This window comes from Desulforhabdus amnigena (assembly GCF_027925305.1).
GTDB lineage: Bacteria > Desulfobacterota > Syntrophobacteria > Syntrophobacterales > Syntrophobacteraceae > Desulforhabdus > Desulforhabdus amnigena.
The window spans coordinates 474054-491907 of record NZ_BSDR01000001.1 but is presented as its reverse complement, the minus strand read 5'-3'; the positions used below and the strand labels follow the sequence as shown (position 1 = coordinate 491907).

The window sequence follows — 17854 nt, the reverse complement described above, 5'->3', positions numbered from 1 at the left end:
CCGTTAACAAAACAGGAGGAAGCTCGCAAAATCCCCGTGGATAGAAAGATATAATCGGAGTGCTTGGTATGGAAAAAGACAACCGAATCATACGTTCCGCATGCCGCATGTGTCATGGCGTGTGCCAGGTGATGGTCCACATGCAAGGGGAACGTGTCGTAAAGATTACGGGAGACCCTGAAAGCCCGGTGAGCAGAGGTTACTTATGTCCGAAAGGGACCGCCTCTCCGGAGCTCCTATACCATCCGGATCGATTGATCCATCCCCTCCGGCGCGCGGGAAAGCGGGGAGAAAACAAATGGAAGCGTATCGCGTGGGAGGAAGCTCTTGATGAAATCGCCCACCGTTTCGCCGCAATAAAGGCTGAAAGCGGATCGGAATACGTGGCCATCGGGCAAGGGACGGGCAGGCCGTTGATCGAGTTCACCGTTCGGTTCGCCAACGCCTTTGGGACCCCCAACTTCGTGTCTGTCGGCCATGTATGTTATCTGCCCAGGGTGGCGGCGAGCAAAATCACCATGGGGCAGCTGCCGGTCACCGAAGTTTACGGATTTGGTGGAAAGGACCCGGAGTGCATGGTGGTCTGGGGCTGCAACATCACCCATTCCGGATCGGCGGACGGCATGTGCGGCGGCATGATCGAAAGAGCATTGAAAAGAGCCGGGAAGGTGATCGTCGTAGACCCGAGGCGGATCAAGCCGGCAAGAGATGAATGTTCCGCATGTTAAGAATCTTCTGAGTAGACAATTAGATCACAGCGGTTTGAACTCGATCCTTTTCCAGCTCTGCGAATAAAAAGAAATGTTCTGCCCTATAAGAGCTTCTGACCAACGGTCCGGAAGCCACTCCTTTGAACCCCATTGTCCTGGCTGTACTGCTCCATTCTTCGAATTCCTCCGGGGATACGTACCTCGAGATGGGGACATGGGTTCTGGAAGGAGCGAGATACTGCCCCAGGGTCAGGTACTCACAGCCAGCCTCGCGGAGATCATCGAGAGTTCTCATCACTTCATCGTTGGACTCACCGAGGCCGAGCATCAGTCCGGACTTTACCGGCAGGCCATACCTTGCGGCATATGACAGAACATCGAGGGATCGGTTGTACCTCGCTTGTGGCCGTACAAGTGGATAGAGGCGAGCTATGGTTTCCAAATTGTGGTTGAACATGTCCGGCCCGGCGGAGCACACTCTTTCGATGGCTTCCGGCCTGCCCTGAAAATCCGGCACCAGGATTTCGATCCTCGTATCCGAAGACAATGACCTAATTTCCCTGATCGTTTGAACGAATTGATCCGCACCGCCGTCTTGCAGATCATCTCGGGTGACGGATGTAATCACGGCATAGTGCAGGCCGAGCTCTTGCACCGCTTTGGCCACGCGCCCGGGCTCCTGTGGGTCCGAAGGAAGAGGGGTGCCCTTCTCCACTGCGCAAAACCGACACTTGCGGGTGCAATACCTGCCCAAAATCATAAAAGTAGCCGTGCCTTTGCTGAAACATTCTCCCATATTGGGGCAATGGGCGCTTTGGCAAACCGTGCCCAGATGCATCTTTTGAATAAAGGCTTGCATCTTCTCCATGTGCTCCTGCTTCGGCGGCAGCATTGTCAGCCATTTCGGACGGGTGCGGGCCTGAAACTCCTCATAACCAAAGACTCTTTTGAAATGCTGGATAAATCGATCCTTGACCCTAATGAAATCCTGCGGAGCCCCCAGCTCCTTTTCCATTGAAGTGATCTCTTGTCCGGGCATTCCGCAGGGAACAATGAATTCGAAGCCGTTCAGCTGCGTATTGACGTTCAGGGCAATGCCGTGTGACGTTACCCATTTCTTGATGGAAACTCCTATGCTGGCAATCTTTCTATCTTGGATCCATATGCCCGGAGCCCCATCCTTCAACCCGGGCTGTAAGCCATACTCCTTAAGAAGGCTCGCAACAACTTCCAGGAGCTTCTCAACATACCAATGAGCGTCCTTGTTCTCCAACTTCATGATAGGATAGGCTACCAGCTGGCCGGGACCATGGAACGTTGCCTTGCCTCCCCTGTCACTTGCATGGACCGCAACCCCCCTCTTCACGAGCATTTCTTCCTGTAATTTCAGATCATGCTCGTTGCCGCTTCGGCCTATGGTGATCACCGGAGGATGTTCCAACAGCAACAGGCGGTCCCTTGGGCCGCCATTCATACGTTCCCTGACCAGGTCCTTCTGAAGTGAAAGAGCTTCCGAGTACTCTATCAGCCCTAAATCTATGATATCGAGCTCTGTCAAATCCCTACTCCAGTGAAAAGTGAACAGCCGGAAGAGTGAACAGAGAACACCACGGATAAGGTGTGGTCTCCAACAATGGTTATGACGCGGTCTCCCGACCGCGCCATTGGTCCGACCGAAGGTCTCCTCTGGCATTTGAGACCTGCGGTCGATCCGGTGACAGGGTCGGGAGACCCTGCCACAATGGGGACTTGTCACTCGTCACTTGTCACTGTCCTATAAGTGAATTGCCTCTCCATTCACAGCCTTCGCCATTTCCATCACAACTTCGGATATAGTTGGATGGGCATGGACCATGCCGGCGACATCTTCAGGCAGCAGCTCGGATGATTTTGCCAGCAGAACCTCATGTATCAATTCAGTGGCATCATGACCGATGATGTGGCAGCCCAATATCTCTTGAGTCTCCGGATCATAGAGCAGCTTGGCCATTCCTTCTGCATGGTCGATGGCAACGGCTTTTCCCACAGCTCTGTAGGGGAAGAGAGCCTTCTTGTAAGCTACCCCTTTCTCCTGGAGCTGCGATTCCCGAAGGCCGAAACTTGCTACCTGGGGGGCGCAGTAGATCGCAGAGGGGATCGCATTGACGTCAACTCGCGGTCTTGGCTTTCGTCCGGCAATGTGCTCAACGGCGATCTCCCCTTCTTTGGATGCCACATGGGCGAGCAGCGGCGTAGCCACCACATCGCCAATGGCAAAAACGCCTTTAACGGATGTCTCATAATAATCCCCGACCGGGATGTAGCCTTTCTCGGTTTTCAATCCGATGCTCTCCAGGCCGATATCGTCTGTATTCGGCTTCCTGCCGAAAACACACAAAGCTTTTTCAGCTTCTGCTTTCTGTTGCTTTCCATCATCACCCACCAGGCTGACCACGACCTTTGTATCCGTTTTTTCCAGCGAAACGGCATGCGTGGCGGTCAACACCCGGATTCCGGATTGTTTGAAAGAATTCTCGAGAGCTCCAGCCACTTCGGCGTCTTCGAAGGGGAGTACATGAGGCGCCATCTCCACGAGCGTCACTTTCACGCCGAACGAGCTCATGACATAGGCGAACTCGCAGCCGATGGCCCCGGCTCCGAGGATAATCAGGCTCTGAGGAAGCTTCATCATAGAAAGGATGCCGGTGGATGACAACACCTGTTTTTCATCGAACTCAAAACCGGGGATCTCGGCCGGACGCGATCCGGTGGCAATGATGATGTTGCGGCCTTCTATCGTCCTGTCGCTGCCCTGGATCACAACTTTGTTGCGGCTCGCAATTCTGGCTGTTCCTTGAATCAAATCCACTTTATTCTTTTTGAGCAGATACTCGACCCCCGCATTCAAGTGTTGGGTTGCCTCGCGGGATTTCTTTTGCACCCGGCCATAGTCGAAGCTCCGAGTATCGATGGCGAGCCCCATCCGCTCCAGTTCATGCCTGTCATTATACAGGCGCGCCTGGTGGATCAAGCTCTTCGATGGGATGCATCCCCAATTCAGGCAAATCCCCCCGGGTTTATCCTTTTCGATGATACAGACCTTGAGGCCCAGTTGAGCGGCTCTTATGCCCGCCACGTAGCCCCCGGGCCCGGCACCAATGATGATGACATCATACGAACTGAAATCTGACACCCCTCTCCCCCCTTGTTTCTTGCTCCCCATTGCCATGATCACAAATGTGAAGGGCACCCCCCGAAGGAGGCGCCCCAATGCAAAATGCCGTTCACCTCAGCTAAAGCGCTGCCAGATCTGCCGCGACCGCCTCGATTTTGCTGAGAGTGATCTTTCCTTGGGAAAGAGGCATGATCTGTTTGAGAGTCATTCCCATGGCCATCTTCAGCCTCGGATCGCTGGTCATGCCGGGAAGATGTTTCTCAAGGATCGCCTTGGCTTGCTCATTAGCCAAAAGTACAGCAATCGTCGATTCAGCTGTCAGTGCCATTTTATTCTCCTTTTTTCCTAAGATAGAGTTAATCGATTCAATGGAGTGTTTCGGGCTCCTGCCTTTGTGTAAAGCTCACATGGATATCTTCTTTGCGATCCTCCGCATCTGGATACCATGTACCAGCGAAGCACCGCCGCGTATTGCGGTTGCTACATGGATGGCTTCGGTCATTTCTCCAAGGTTGGATCCTTTCTCCAGACAGCCTTGCGTATACGCGTCGATGCAGTAGGGACATTGGACAGTGTGAGCTACTGCCAGGGCGATGAGGGCCTTTTCCCTCTCACTGAGCAGCCCTTCAGCAAACACTGCTGCATAATATTCGAAGAACTTGCCTGACAACTCGGATGCGTCTTCTCCGATTTCCGGAAACCTCGCCAGGTCGCCAGGATCGTAATAGGACTCCATAGACATAAATTCCTTTCTAGATCCGCTGCATTTGAGATCGAAACCGTTTTCCGTGAGTAATGCTCTCACCCTTCCGTACGTACCAAGCACAATGGAGCCGCAACTGGTGCACGCGTTCGGATCGTCCCCGAGGATATCGTCACAACGGATGCCCCCGAAGAACTGGCCGTATTCCCGTGAAAACCATTCGACTAATTCGCCAACCCCATCAGAAGAAGCATCTGGCTGCAGCAAAGGCCTTTTTCTTGGAGCTGGAACAGGCGATCCGCGTCTTTTGACATCCCATTTCTCCAACGAGTCGTTGCGGATCGAGTTCTGATTCCACAACCAGGTTACCGCGGTCGGGCGAAGCAGTTCCCGGGCAGAATGTGAATGGCTTTCGTGCGGCAAACCCCGACGCACTTGAGACAGCCCGCACAATGCTGCCCGCTCTTGGCTTCCACTTTTCCATCCGCTGTTCGCCTAAGGACTCCGTACTTGCACACGGCCAGACACTCATCGCATCCCACGCAAAGCAGGGACTTCACGCGAGCAGTGAATAAACGACCTACTCCTGCTCGCTGCAGGTTATGGATGCTCCTCCCGTTGGCGTCATCTCCGGTTTGGTCCGGCATTTGCCCCTCGCATCTATGCCTTGAAGGCCTTGGGATATCCGGATTTTTCTTCCAGGAACAATTCATGGGGTACCCGGTCTGACAACCACTCAGGCTCTTCGCAGCGGTAAACCTTGCACAGCAGCCCGCGATTGGACCAGTTGCCACAGATGGGATCGAGAATGTCGGGGTTGTCATCCGTGAGCACGTTGGCGTTGGAAATGAACGCCCCGCACAGCCATGGCTCCTCCGCGGGAAGCTCCGGATACCACCAGCTCGGCTGGGCAATGATGACTCCGGCCTTGAGGGCGAACCCGAGTCGCGCAACCTGGCGAATACGTCCTCGCGGCGTCTCTATCCAACACCAGTCGCCATCGCGGATTCCCAGCTCTCTTGCGGTTTCCATGTGGATCTCGAAAATGGGCCAGGGATGCATCTCCCGTGTGCCGGTCCCCGGTACCCTGTGCTCCGAGTGGAACATCGGCACGAATCTACCGCCCGTGGTGAGGATGATGGGATACTCCTTGGCCACCTCGGGGGTGCTGATGGGAGATTCGGCAGGTTCCCGGAAGAGCGGCAGGGGATCGTAATCCAAGTCCTCGATGATGCTCGAATAAATCTCACAGCGCCGGGAAGGTGTCGCAAAGCCGCGAACCTGGCCGTCCTGGCGGATAGACTTGTGCTTCTCGAACTGGTCCGCGGAGGACATATCGGGGAAGAGCATGCCGGTTTCACAGAATTCCTTGTAGGTTACGCCGATCCGCTCGAGCCGGTGGGCGATTACTTCCTCATAGGTTTCCCACGGCCAGTGCTCTTTCTGCCCCATTCTCAGTCCAAGGCCCCGGAAGAAGTCGTAGTCCATGCGTCGATCCGCGACTGGCTCGGAAGCACGGGGCCCGCCCAGGAACATATCGAGGGAATCCTCGATATTGGTGAACATGGGGCGCTCCATCCAGTCAGCAGCGGGAAGGACGTAGTCGGCCAGCGCAGCGGTTGGGGTCATCCAGTACTCGAGAGAAACAAACAGATCCAGCGATTTCAAAGCCTTGTAAACCATCTTGGTATTCGGCGCCCAAACCATGGGATTGGACGACCAGGAGATGACGGCACGAACCGGATAGGGATCGTCGTTCAGGATGGCCCGCCACAACAGCGGTGTGGCGCTCAGCATCTGATGGAGCTGCGGGCGTGCGACTCCCCACATCTCCCGGAAGGGTCCATCGGAGAGTTCGAAACCTTTCCAGCCCATCATGCGGAACCGGTCGTTGCCGAGCAGTTTGGCGCGCGCCTCCGGCGACACCATTTCCGACAGCTCCAGTTCGCCGTCGCGGACCGGGAACTGCCCGTTGATGACCGGGCCGGGCTCGGGGAGGTAATCACCGCCGGGAACGTCCAGGTTGCCGGTGATCGAGCGCAGAATGACTTTGCAGACCGCCCCGCTGGTCGCGTTCCATCCGGCCTGGTCGATGCAGCCGACCCCCCAGCCCATGCAGCTCGGCTTCTCCGTGGCGTAGGTTCTCGCAGCATGCTCAATCTTATGGGCCGGCACCCCGGTGATCTGGGCGACTTTCTCCGGCGGGTATTCGTCGCAGCGCTCCTTGAGCAGGGAAAAGGCCGTCCGGCAGGCGACTTTTTTGCCATCCTCGAGGGTTACTCCGAATTCTCCCTCGATCGCATTTTCCACGCCCTCTTCCTCGTAGCGGTTCTGGCTGGACACCCACACGGCCGGCTTCTCCGTCTCGGTGTTCCAGGCCACAAAATTTTCCCTTTTGCCGCCTTTGCGCAGATCGCTTTCCCGCAGCAATTTCTTGGTATCCTGGCGCACGAGAAAGGGGCCGTTGGACCAGTTCTTCACGAAATCCACGTCATAGAGCTTCTCGTTGAAGATGACGTTCAGCCAGGCCAGCATCATCGCCGTATCGGTGCCGGGGCGAATGGGCAGGTAGGTCTCGGCATCCCGAACCGCATCGATCATGTAGGGATCGATGACGATGACGTTTGGCTTCTGGTCTTCGTTTGAGCAGGCGGCCCTGAGCTGCTTCACGGTCCAGGCCTGGGGACTGTGGCGCTCATTGATGCGGGCGCCCCAGATGACAATGGTCTTGGACAGGCCGATGGTGGCGTTGAGGGCAGTTTCCGAGAGGAACCCGACCATCGCCAGGTTGATGGTATACAGCCAGCACCAGCAAATGCTGCCCGGATCGGCCAGGTTGCCGGGATTGCCCCAGAGATTGGTGAAGCGGCTGCGGGCCCAGAGATGGTCGGAACGGTAGGTCCCCTCGGTGACGGCGAGCGTCTCGGGACCGTATTTCTCTTTCAATTCGTTGAGCTTGGCCGCAATTTCATCCAGCGCCTGCTCGTAGGGGATCTTCTCCCACTTGTTCTCACCGCGCTCGCCCACACGCTTGAGAGCATGATTGATGCGCTTGGGATGGTAGTGGTTCTTAATGGCTCGCTCACCATTTGGCCCGATCCGCTCGCACATTCCCGTCAACGGATCCAATTCATCGGGCTTCATTCTGACGATCTTGCCATCTTTGGTTCCAACCAGCATGCCGCAGTGCACGTGGCAAAAGAAGCACCGCGATTTCATCCATTTTATACCGTCCTCATCCACGTAGCCCTCTATCGTCAAATCATCTGACATGGCTGTTTCTCCCTGTTGTTTTCGATTCTTCGTATGCTTTGCTCCGGCACCCTCCGGCTACATCAGGATCATCCATGGATCCTCGATCATTTGCTGCAACAGTCCCATGAACTGAGCGGGGGGCGCGCCATCCATGACGCGATGGTCAAAGGCAAAGGACATGGGCATAATCGGCCTGATGGCGATCTCACCGTTTATGACGACGGGCCGTTCGACAATGGAGGACGTACCGAGGATTGCAGCTTCCGGTAGATTGATGATGGGAGTCTGAATGTGCCAGAGAGAAGTGAACGTGCCAGTATTGGTGATCGTAAACGTGCCTCCCGTCAATTCGTCCAGGGATATCGTTCCTGCCCTGGCTTTGTCCATCAGGTCCTTTCTGGCCCTGCTGATCTGCCCGAGAGTCATCCGATCGGCATTGCGGATGACCGGTACCAGAAGGCCGCTTTCATCTGCACCCTTCATCACCGATACGGCAAAGCCGATATTGATGTCTTCCCACAATTTGATCTCATCACCGACGAGGCTCGAGTTGATGATCGGAACAGCTTTGAGTGCCTTTGCAGCCATATAGATGAACAAATCCGTGTAGGTAATCTTGAAGCCCAGGATCGGGGCTTTGCTGACATAATGGCTCCGGAGATTCACAAGCTCCGTCATGTCGAATTCCACCATTGCCGAAACGCGAGAGGTCGTCGAGGTGCTTTTATGGAGGTTATCCGCGATCCTCTTTCGCATGCCGGTGAGCGGAATAACGGCCCTGACCCGCTTGCCGGCGCAAACCTCCGCCGATACGGGCGCGGAGACCGCTCTGGAAACGGGAGCAGGCTCACTGGTCGCCTTTTTCTGTTCTCGAGCTTCCACGGCCTGCTCGATATCCCGCTTGACAATCCTGCCTTCGGGCCCTGAGCCGGTCAGAACGGAAATGTCGAGCTCTTGCATCTGGGCAAGCTTTCTGGCCAGAGGAGAGATTCGGATCCTTTCCCGTGCGCCGATCTCTACCTGGATCGGGATCTCGACAGGAAGATCTCTGTGCTCCAGAGCCTCTGCTTCATCGGATGACGCACCGGCTTCGGTTGAAGCAGCATACGCGGCTGGGTTCTTCTTCACGGCTTCATATTCTTGTGCGGTTTCAGCGACCACACCGACAACCGTCCCACAGGGATACTCATCACCGGCCTTCCCCAGAATGGCCAGGATTCCGGAAATGGGAGCCGCGATTTCATGGGCGACCTTCTCCGTTTCAAGGATCAGGACAACCTGCTCCGCCTGCACCTGATCACCATCGTTGGCCGTCCACTGGGCGATTCTTCCTTTCTCCATAGTCATACCCAGCTTCGGTATGAATAAATTTTTGATCAAGGCTCCCTCCTTACTGATATAATTAAAATATATGGATTTTACTCGACCATTGACCGGATGGCGGAAATGACCTGGTCGGCGTTGGGAATGGTGTATTTTTCCATGGCCGCTCCGGCAACCGGCATATTCCTGGAGCACACCCGCCGTACGGGAGCATCGAGATAGTCGAAGGCCTGCTCCATGATCTGCTGGCCCAACTCCGCGGCCACCCCGCATCGTTCCGTGTCTTCATCCACGATGACGACGCGGTTCGTCTTCTTCACCGACTCGAGGATCGTATCCATGTCGAGGGGCTCCAAAGACCGCGGGTCGATGACTTCAACGCTGATTTCGTCTTTCAGTTTCTCCGCGGCGGTGAGGGCATGATGGACCATGTACAAGGTGGCAACGACGGTGACATCGGAGCCCTTGCGCTTGATGTCGGCCTGCCCCAGGGGAATGACGTACTCTTCTTCGGGAATTTCCCCGGTCAGGCCCATTAACTTCTTGTGGAAGAAATAGCATACCGGATTGTTGTCGCGTATGGCCGCCTTCATCAGCCCCTTGGCGTCATAGGGCGTGCTGGGCAGAACAAGCTTGAGGCCCGGATTATTCAGGATCATGGCGGAAGGAACGTGGGAGTGCTCGGGGCCCGTACCGAACCCGCCCCCGGCGACGCCAACGAAGACACAGGGGGCATTGACCTGGCCGTTGTGGGCGAAGTACTGCTGAGCGGCCTTCAGCAATACTTCATCGGCCGCGCAATATATGAAATCGGCAAAGGTCAGGTCACATATGGGACGATACCCCGCACAGGCGGCCCCGACCGTTGCACCGGCGTTGGCCAGTTCGCTGAGCGGTGCGTCCATGACGCGCTCCGGTCCGAACCGCTCCACAAGGCCCTTGGTGATCATGAAAGGGCTTTCTTGAACGTTTTCGCCGATGATGAAAACGGTCTCATCCCTTTCCATTTCCTCGGCAAAAGCCTCAGAGATCGCCTGCCAATAGTTCAGTGTTTTCATAACGGAGTCCCTCCAGCTTAAGGTGCATAGACGATTTCAGGCAGTCTGGAAGGATCGGGATAGGGGCTCTCCAGGGCGAATTTCTCCGCCTCTTCCATTTCCACCGCATATTCCCGCTCAATCCCGTCCATGAGCTCAACCGTCAGAACTCCTTCTTCCAGCAGTCTTTCCCTACACAATTTGACAGGATCCCTCTCCTTCCACTTCTCGATCTCTTCTTGGGGCCTCAGCTTGTTATGGCAAGCATCCGGTCTGCCCTCTGAATGGCTTCTGAACCGGTATGTCTTGCATTCAATCAGGGAAGGGCCCTCTCCTTTTCTAGCTCGCTTGACGGCTTTCTCAACGGCTTCACGCACCGCAAAGACATCCATACCGTCTACGATGACTCCCGGCATGTCGTAGGCTTTGGCCACCTGGGCGATATCTTTGACGGCGCTGGTATCGCAAAACGGCGTGAACCAGGCCATGAGGTTGTTTTCGACGACCCAGACAACCGGAAGCTTCCAGCTGGCCGCCATGTTCATGGCTTCGTGAGCCTGGCCCCTCTGCATTCCGCCGTCACCGGTAAAGCAGACACAAACCTGTCCTTTTCCTCGTTTTTTGGCCGCCAGGGCATATCCCGCCGATAAGACAAAGCACGAGCCGATGGTTCCGCCCACGCCGAGGACACCATTTTCCTTGTCCACCATGTGGACGCCCGTGATTCCGCCCCCCCAGCCGGTAGCCTTGCCGAGGTGCTCGGCGACGCAGTTCTTGGGATCGATCCCTTTGCCGATGGCGTAAGGCACGCCATGACCGCGGATGTGCATGTACACGTAGTCGTCTTTTCTCAGAACCGAGCAGGCGCCGACACCGATGGCTTCATGGCCCTGTGCGCTGTGATAGAAAGTGAGGAGCTTTCCTTCCGAAGCCATGCGGACATTGAGCTCATCATATTTTCGAGCACGAACGAGCCCCCGGTATAGCGCCAGTTTCTGATCTTTCGTGAGTTCAGGCATAATTCCCGCCTCCTTTGAAGCAGACAGCATTCAGGAGTCAAAATTCTGAAGAGGAGCAGTGCTGTGATTCTGTCCTCTGACTCCTATCTTCCGCCGTTGATCTATCGGGCCGAGCAGACCATCAATTCATCACATGGCCACTGGGTAATGACCTTGTGACCCGTTTCCGTGACGATGATTTGCTGCTCGATCCTGGCGCCGTCCACGCCTTCGCCGCAGAAGGTTTCCAGGGCAAAGTGCATCCCGGCTTCGATCGGCATCGGTTCCGCGCTGAAGAGCCGGGTGATGAAGGGTTTTTCGTGTATGCTGACCCCAATCCCGTGCCCGACGCACAAGCCCGCTGCCGCGAGCTCGTCCGGGTATCCCAGTTCCTGGGCTGTGGGCCATTGGTTGGCAATATCGGCCGTGGTGATTCCGGGGCGTACGACTTCAATGGAAGCCTGCAGCCATTCATGGGCCTTCTTGTAGAGATCCTTTTGCTTCTGAGTGGTCCGGGTGGCTGCAAACGTGCGGTAGTAGCAGGTGCCGTAGCCGAGGTAATGAGCCATGATATCGATAAAGACCAGTTCGCCCGGACGGATCATTCGGTCGGAGAAGTCATGCGGATGGGGGTTGCTCCGGGGACCGGAAACGCAGTTGACACCCGTCACACGATCGCACCCCTGTTTGAGGAGCCATCCATAGATCTCTGCGACAATCTCCGATTCTCTTACACCCGGCCGGATTTTGTCCGCAATGTATTCGAAGCATCCATCCGCCAGTGAGGCTGCGGTTTCGATGATGGTGAGTTCCTGGGGGCACTTGATGAGACGCGCGTCCCACATGACGTCCCAACCGTTCACGATCTTCAGGCCGGCGCTCTTCAAGGCATCCAACATATAGAGATCCACCGTATCGATCCCGATGGCCATCTCGGCAACCTTGCTGGCTTCGAGAACCGCCTTGATGCGAGCGACGGTTCCCATAAGCGCCATGCTTGTCGCGCCCTTCGTATTGGCCCCGCGAAGCCATCCGCCGCCTGGAAAGATGCGCTCGGAGGGAATCCACGGGCAGATCTCCTTCTTGACCTCCTGAGCGGATCCCAGCTCAAAGAGGTACGGTTCGCCTTCGCGTGGGACAACGCACCAGCGGACATATTTATCCCTGCTCCATTCGCCGATGGCGGTGGAGGTGGCGTATCTCACGTTATCCGGATCGAAGCACAGCATGGCTCCAAGGTCTTTTTCGGCCAACTGGGCTTGAATCCTCTTGAGCTTGTAGCTTCGCATCGCTTCGAAATCGATTCTTTGCTCGGCATCTGTGGCCATCATGCCTAATGTCATTTCCTTACCTCCTGCTATCCAGCTTTGTTAGCGGAACGAACAGCCACGGACGCTATTAGATTCCCACATCCATTTCTTTAATGTTGTCGCTGCCGTAGGCCTGCTTGTCGTAGGTGCTGACACCGGGCTTCATCGCCTGGAGGACCGGAAGCACATTTCTCCTGGGTATGGCGCTCGATCTTCCGCCGTCGACGACGATCTCCTGGGCGGTGATATTACAGGCGTCATCGGAAGCCAGGAACAACGCGGCATTGGCGATATCGAGCGGCGTGCACATACGGTTCATGGGAACCATCGATCCCAGGACGTCCCACATCTGCGGCGGATGATGGCGGAACATGTCCGTCTTGACAAAACCGGGAACCACGCAATTCACGCGGATTTCAGGAGCAAGCCATCCGCCCAGGATCCGGTAAAGCGCGTTTACGGCGTTCTTTGCGGTCATGTAGTGCGGATCGGCCGGCGTGGCGGTCCCTGCGGAGCTGGTCGAAGTGAAAATGATGCAGCCGTTTCCGCTCTTCTTCAGGTGTGGTATGGCCAGTTTGGTTAGAAAGAACGGTCCCTTGATGATGCTGTTGTAGGTCATGTCCCAGACTCCTTCCGTCACATCTTCCAGGTCCGGGCACACATAGTGGATGGCAGCATTGTGGTAGAGAATATCGAGCTTGCCAAATTTCTCAATGCATCCATCCACGAGCCTGGGCAGATCGGCGATCTTTCCGATATCAGCCTGAATGGCGATGGCGCTGCCCCCCGTTTCTTCGATTTTCTTCACAACCTGGTCAGCGGCCTCTTTATTGCCATGATAGTTCACAACGACTTTGGCGCCGTGTTGAGCGAACAGGATAGCTGCCGCTCTTCCCATTCCGCGGGACGAGCCCGTTATGATCGCGACCTTATCCTTCAATTTCTGATTGGAAACGCTTGAGCTTGTCATAGCCATGTACTCCCTTTTCGTTGAAGAAAAGCCCCGGACAACGCGTAGTCGGCGCTATCCGTCCTTTACCAGTTACTCTTAACGCGATCTGTCGCCTTCCAGATTGGTGCCGTCCACAACCTTGTAGACCTTGCAGGGAATGGCCGTGTGCGGCCAAGACCCGAAAACGGGATCGCACAGTTCCGGATCGTCTTCCGTCAGCACGTTGGTGTTCGATACCCATACCCCATGCAGATATGGCTCCTCTCCCGGCATTTCCGGATACCAGAAGTGATGCGTCGTCTTGACACAGTTCTCGTCGATTCCGAACGTCAGGCGGGCCCGCTGCTTGATCCGGCCTTTCCGGGTTTCGATCCACACCCAATCCCCGTTGTTGATGGGCGGACTCGCCAGCCGTGCCGTGTCGAAATGGATATCCACGAGCGGCTCCGGCATCATCCTTCTGAGGGAGGGGACTTCGTAGAATTGGGAATGGTAGTTCGGCAGATGACGGTCGATACCAATCAGAGTCAACGGGTATTCTTCGTAAAGCTCGGGAACATTTCTGGGACTCATCGCCGGCTCGACGAAGTAGGGAATCGGATCGTATCCCAGTTCCTCAAGCATCACCGACCAGATTTCGGCTTTGCCCGTGGGCGTGGCGAAGCCGTTCCTGAGCTTGTATTGCTCGGGAATAGGTGACGGGTAGTCGAAGCCGACTTTCTCGGCGAATTCGGCGATATCCTTGCACCCGTGCTCATCGAGCAATCCTTTGGCGCGCCAGTTGTAGCATTCCGTGAGGTCTTTCCATTGCCAATCCTTCCCAAAGCCAAGCCTGTCGGCCAGTCCCTTGAAGACATCGTAGTCGGAGCGCCGCTCGAATTCCGGCGGCATCACCGCATCGGAGACGTGAATGAAATTGAAAATGTCGCAAGGCGTCGATGGACCGATTTCCGGCCGCTCGAACCAGTCGGACATGGGCAGCACGTAGTCGCTCATCGCTGCGCTGGGAGTCATGGTAAATTCGAGCGCGACGATGAGATCCAGCTTTTTCATCGCCTCGTAAACTCGCTTGGAATTGCCGTATTTGATCATCGGGTTGCTTCCGTTGATGATCATGGCGCGCGTGCGGCCAGGCTTCTCTTCGATAATGTCTTGCCACATCACATGATGATGGCCCTGGTTGGAGTACATGGCATTGGACGCGAGACCCCAGTGCTTCTTCTCGTATTTGGCTTTCAGGTCATAACCCACCCAAGACAGGGCGCGGAAACGGTCCCAGCCTGGCTGATGCTTCTTCTCCTCTTCGGTGAAAGCCTCATCGGGTTTGAGCTCCATCTCGTAGATGCTGACTAGTTTCGTGTTGTCATAGCACCCGGTCAGCAGCTCGGTTCGATCCATATTGCCCATGATCGATTTGATGATGTTCTGCAGGCGAAAAACACTTGAGGAACCGGGGGCGAAGGCGTCGTAGCAGTGTCCCGGCACCAGGAAGAGACTGGGCTGGTTTTGCGCATAGGTTTCACAGGCGTTGGCTATCTTGCTTGTCGGTATGCCCGTGACCTCGGAGGCTTTCTCCGGAGTCCACTCTTCGACGCGTTCCGTAAGGAGGGTCCACGCAGTCTTGCATTCTACGGTCTCACCGTTTTTGAGCTTGATGGAGTAGCTCCCCGTCAAAGCTTTTTCGACGCCTTCTTCGAGGTATTTGCGTTCTTCGGCATCCCAGATAGTCGGGGCTTGCGTTTTCGTGTTCCACACCACGAAGGCATCCCTTGGGACATTGTCGACCAGCTCTTCGGCCCGGAGTATTTTCCGGATGTCGGTGCGCACCAGAAAAGGAGCGTTCGTCCAGTCGTAGACGAATTCCTTGTCGAACCACTCATTCTGAATGATGAGCCGCAACCAGGACATCCACAGGGCGATGTCGGTTCCGGGCCTGATCTGGAGCCAGTGGGTGGCCAGGTTCGTCATTGCGGTCGCCCGCGGATCGACCGAGATGATCTTGACCCCGAGTTGTGAGGCGAACTTGAATGAATTGAAGATATTCGGAACGGTTTCGTGGGTGTTACCCACCACAATCATGGACCTGGGGGGCGCCTCAGGAGAAGGGAACGGGCTGTTGGGCCAGCCGAAGGTTTGCTCCGACGTGATGAACTGCACCCCGTAGCAGATCTGCTCATTGCCGATTTTGTTCATGGTCCTGAAGCCGACCATCCATCGCCAGGGCACCCAGTTGTTGTCGGAATGGTGAGCCGTCCCTGTGGCAAGACAAACCGTATGAGGGCCATATTCCTCTTTCAGATCCCGGAGCTTGGCTGCGATTTCATCCAACGCCTGGTTCCAGGAGATGCGCTCCCATTTGTTCTCCCCGCGTTTTCCGGCGCGTTTGAGCGGGTAGTTGATACGCTTCTCCCCATAATGGTATTCGATACTTGCCTTGCCGTCATCAGCAAGAAAACCTCTGGTACAGACGTCCACGCAGATTTTTTCCCGGTCCGGCGTGACCTTCACTAGCTTCCCATCTTCGAGATGCGCTTTTACAAAGCAGGCTGTGTGGGCACATCCGTAACATGTAGTTGTCTTGATCTCTGTTTCGCCCATTCTTTCTTCCTCCAGTTAACGTTGCATGGAAAAGGTCTTTTTTTGCCAGGCGGGATACATCATTAGAATCTGAGGTATCAGCGTCTAATGTGAAAGCCAGTTTCCGCATCTTTAGGAGGCAATATTTTAATCTACATGGTATCACCTTTATGTATCACCACTTGGTGCACTATTATTTTCACTTTGACTGCTTTGTCAAGAGATTTTTCGCGAGAAGATCACAAAAAAGGTGGGCTGGTTTCTCATGCGCAGGCAGCCAAGGAAACACGAAGCAGCAAAGTTCAAGGTGCGTTTTGGAAATGAAAAGGTCCGGAATTGCATCGGGAAACGCGACACAGAGGAGAGCTATGTTGCTCGAAGGAAATGATCATGCTAATTTTAAACTGCTAATTCCAAGCAGGAGGCCGAGATGACCATGTCGGCACAACAAATCAACCACTCCTTCGATCATCTGCCGGAGCCGGAAAAGCAGAATCTAAACTGGCTTTTGAATATTGACCGATTTTTGGACCTCAAAATTTACGGCTTAGTAGCCCGAAACATCTTGGCTCAGAAGCATTTCTCGAAGGCCAAAAACCGGGTAATAGATCTGGGCGATTTTGGCCCTTTTGGGCGCCCTACAATAGCTGTGTGTGAGCACGCACGGTAAAATTCTCACACAGAGTCTCACATAAACGAAAAGAGGGTTACAGCCCACACACTGCAACCCTCTCTCAACTAAGCGTTATACTTAGGTATTTCCTGGAGCCGGCGATGGGATTCGAACCTACGACCTGCTGATTACGAATCAGCTGCTCTACCACTGAGCTACGCCGGCAAACATTTTGGAAGGGTAATATCACGGAGCTTACAGAGTGTCAAGATCGGTGTCATCTTTTGTTATTTAAGATGTTTATTTATATTTTTCAATTAGTTAGTTTGTTTTTTTATTTACTTTAAAGCTCCTCCTTGCATTGCCATTTCCAAAACTTGACATCCGAAAATTTTTTCAAGATAATCACTCGCCTTCTCGAATGGAATGAAAAAAATCTTTAGGGATTTCTATGGAGGGTTTTTCCTTATATCCGGCTATCTTGATATCTAGCGAGATTAAAGAGATTATCAGGCGGAAACAGCGTGCCATATTGATGGAATGGAATATTTTAAATTCGTCAGGAGCCTTATGATGTCAAAAGCAAAATGGTTTTGTGTGGGGTTGGTACTTTGTAGCCTTGTTTCTTGGAGCCCAACGCAAGCACAAGTTCCACAGATTGTACCTATCCCTTCGCCCATTCAAAGCCAGATGGGAAATTCCCAGGTTCCGGCATATACCGCTCCTCAGACTGTGCCTCAAACGACGGGATCTTCGGTGATGCCGGGCGCGACCCAAGCACAGACTTATCCAGCTCAGCCACCTGGCTACATACCCGGCACCGCTCCTACGGGGGGCCCCGCTCAAGTCTCTGCCGGCTATCCCTCTGCCGGTGTCCCCGCTTATCCTACATACCCCGGTTATGGCATGCAACCGTCTCAGCCTCGCATACCTCCCGCGATCTCTGCTTTACGCCCTTATGTCCCCACTGAAGGGGGTGGTGTGGAGGAGGAACCTTTATCTCCTTTCGAACAATATGTTTCCGGCGTCGTCCCGTCTACTATTTCTTTTGATATCAAACAGTTTGGATATGATTTGTTCGTCAGATACCCCATTGTACCGACCCAGCCCCGAACAGTGACAACTCCGGAAACGTCTGCTCAGGTTGTCACAAATCAGGGTGGGGTTTCCCAGGGGATTACGCCGCAAAGCACGTACTACCAGGGAATGCCGACGCAGGGTT

Annotated in this window: 14 protein-coding genes and 1 tRNA gene; 2 read left to right on the top strand and 13 right to left on the bottom strand. The window is 54.8% G+C overall.

What is annotated here, in order from left to right; all coding sequences use genetic code 11:
* Positions 1–68: 68 nt before the first annotated feature.
* The gene (locus QMG16_RS02225; RefSeq protein ID WP_281792033.1) at positions 69–728 is read left to right on the top strand and encodes a molybdopterin-dependent oxidoreductase; all 660 of its coding nucleotides are present in this window, start codon (positions 69–71) and stop codon (positions 726–728) included.
* 19 nt (positions 729–747) lie between these two features.
* Here the strand turns inward: QMG16_RS02225 and lipA are convergent, their stop codons facing one another.
* From lipA to QMG16_RS02165, 12 genes are all read right to left on the bottom strand, one after another.
* Positions 748–2268 (bottom strand): lipoyl synthase, encoded by a 1521-nt coding sequence (gene lipA, locus QMG16_RS02220; protein WP_281792032.1) that lies wholly within the window; start codon positions 2266–2268, stop codon positions 748–750.
* A gap of 216 nt (positions 2269–2484) precedes the next feature.
* Positions 2485–3882: a dihydrolipoyl dehydrogenase gene (gene lpdA / locus QMG16_RS02215; RefSeq protein WP_281792031.1), complete on the bottom strand. Its 1398-nt coding sequence runs from the start codon at positions 3880–3882 to the stop codon at positions 2485–2487.
* Between the two features lie 100 nt (positions 3883–3982).
* Positions 3983–4192 (bottom strand): hypothetical protein, encoded by a 210-nt coding sequence (locus tag QMG16_RS02210; RefSeq protein WP_281792030.1) that lies wholly within the window; start codon positions 4190–4192, stop codon positions 3983–3985.
* A gap of 75 nt (positions 4193–4267) precedes the next feature.
* Positions 4268–4600 carry an arsenosugar biosynthesis-associated peroxidase-like protein gene (locus QMG16_RS02205; protein WP_281792029.1) on the bottom strand — a complete coding sequence of 111 codons (333 nt, stop codon included), beginning with the start codon at positions 4598–4600 and terminating at the stop codon, positions 4268–4270.
* 332 nt (positions 4601–4932) lie between these two features.
* On the bottom strand, positions 4933–5214 hold the full coding sequence (locus QMG16_RS02200) for a 4Fe-4S dicluster domain-containing protein (RefSeq protein ID WP_281792028.1): 282 nt from the start codon (positions 5212–5214) through the stop codon (positions 4933–4935).
* Positions 5215–5227: 13 nt separating this feature from the next.
* Positions 5228–7840 carry a molybdopterin-containing oxidoreductase family protein gene (locus QMG16_RS02195; protein ID WP_281792027.1) on the bottom strand — a complete coding sequence of 871 codons (2613 nt, stop codon included), beginning with the start codon at positions 7838–7840 and terminating at the stop codon, positions 5228–5230.
* Positions 7841–7897: 57 nt separating this feature from the next.
* Positions 7898–9202 (bottom strand): dihydrolipoamide acetyltransferase family protein, encoded by a 1305-nt coding sequence (locus QMG16_RS02190; protein WP_281792026.1) that lies wholly within the window; start codon positions 9200–9202, stop codon positions 7898–7900.
* Between the two features lie 38 nt (positions 9203–9240).
* Positions 9241–10203 carry an alpha-ketoacid dehydrogenase subunit beta gene (locus QMG16_RS02185; protein WP_281792025.1) on the bottom strand — a complete coding sequence of 321 codons (963 nt, stop codon included), beginning with the start codon at positions 10201–10203 and terminating at the stop codon, positions 9241–9243.
* Positions 10204–10220: 17 nt separating this feature from the next.
* The gene (locus QMG16_RS02180) at positions 10221–11201 is read right to left on the bottom strand and encodes a thiamine pyrophosphate-dependent dehydrogenase E1 component subunit alpha (RefSeq protein ID WP_281792024.1); all 981 of its coding nucleotides are present in this window, start codon (positions 11199–11201) and stop codon (positions 10221–10223) included.
* 101 nt (positions 11202–11302) lie between these two features.
* Positions 11303–12523: a M24 family metallopeptidase gene (locus QMG16_RS02175; protein WP_281792023.1), complete on the bottom strand. Its 1221-nt coding sequence runs from the start codon at positions 12521–12523 to the stop codon at positions 11303–11305.
* 55 nt (positions 12524–12578) lie between these two features.
* On the bottom strand, positions 12579–13460 hold the full coding sequence (locus QMG16_RS02170; RefSeq protein WP_281792022.1) for an SDR family NAD(P)-dependent oxidoreductase: 882 nt from the start codon (positions 13458–13460) through the stop codon (positions 12579–12581).
* Positions 13461–13538: 78 nt separating this feature from the next.
* Positions 13539–16040, bottom strand: coding sequence for a molybdopterin-containing oxidoreductase family protein (locus tag QMG16_RS02165; RefSeq protein WP_281792021.1), 2502 nt, complete (start codon positions 16038–16040; stop codon positions 13539–13541).
* Positions 16041–16455: 415 nt separating this feature from the next.
* Between QMG16_RS02165 and QMG16_RS02160 the strand changes: the two genes are divergently transcribed.
* Positions 16456–16689, top strand: a complete 234-nt coding sequence (locus QMG16_RS02160; protein WP_281792020.1) for a hypothetical protein — start codon at positions 16456–16458, stop codon at positions 16687–16689.
* A gap of 93 nt (positions 16690–16782) precedes the next feature.
* Here the strand turns inward: QMG16_RS02160 and QMG16_RS02155 are convergent.
* Positions 16783–16857: transfer RNA gene (locus QMG16_RS02155), tRNA-Thr, on the bottom strand.
* Positions 16858–17854: the final 997 nt, after the last annotated feature.

Bases quoted from the DNA above. Each gene is read 5' to 3' on its own strand.
- QMG16_RS02225 (WP_281792033.1), top strand. From the start codon at position 69: ATGGAAAAAGACAACCGAATCATACGTTCCGCATGCCGCATGTGTCAT.
- QMG16_RS02210 (WP_281792030.1), bottom strand. From the start codon at position 4,192: ATGGCACTGACAGCTGAATCGACGATTGCTGTACTTTTGGCTAATGAG.
- QMG16_RS02205 (WP_281792029.1), bottom strand. From the start codon at position 4,600: ATGGAGTCCTATTACGATCCTGGCGACCTGGCGAGGTTTCCGGAAATC.
- QMG16_RS02200 (WP_281792028.1), bottom strand. From the start codon at position 5,214: ATGCCGGACCAAACCGGAGATGACGCCAACGGGAGGAGCATCCATAAC.
- QMG16_RS02195 (WP_281792027.1), bottom strand. From the start codon at position 7,840: ATGTCAGATGATTTGACGATAGAGGGCTACGTGGATGAGGACGGTATA.
- QMG16_RS02185 (WP_281792025.1), bottom strand. From the start codon at position 10,203: ATGAAAACACTGAACTATTGGCAGGCGATCTCTGAGGCTTTTGCCGAG.
- QMG16_RS02180 (WP_281792024.1), bottom strand. From the start codon at position 11,201: ATGCCTGAACTCACGAAAGATCAGAAACTGGCGCTATACCGGGGGCTC.
- QMG16_RS02175 (WP_281792023.1), bottom strand. From the start codon at position 12,523: ATGACATTAGGCATGATGGCCACAGATGCCGAGCAAAGAATCGATTTC.
- QMG16_RS02170 (WP_281792022.1), bottom strand. From the start codon at position 13,460: ATGACAAGCTCAAGCGTTTCCAATCAGAAATTGAAGGATAAGGTCGCG.
- QMG16_RS02165 (WP_281792021.1), bottom strand. From the start codon at position 16,040: ATGGGCGAAACAGAGATCAAGACAACTACATGTTACGGATGTGCCCAC.
- QMG16_RS02160 (WP_281792020.1), top strand. From the start codon at position 16,456: ATGTCGGCACAACAAATCAACCACTCCTTCGATCATCTGCCGGAGCCG.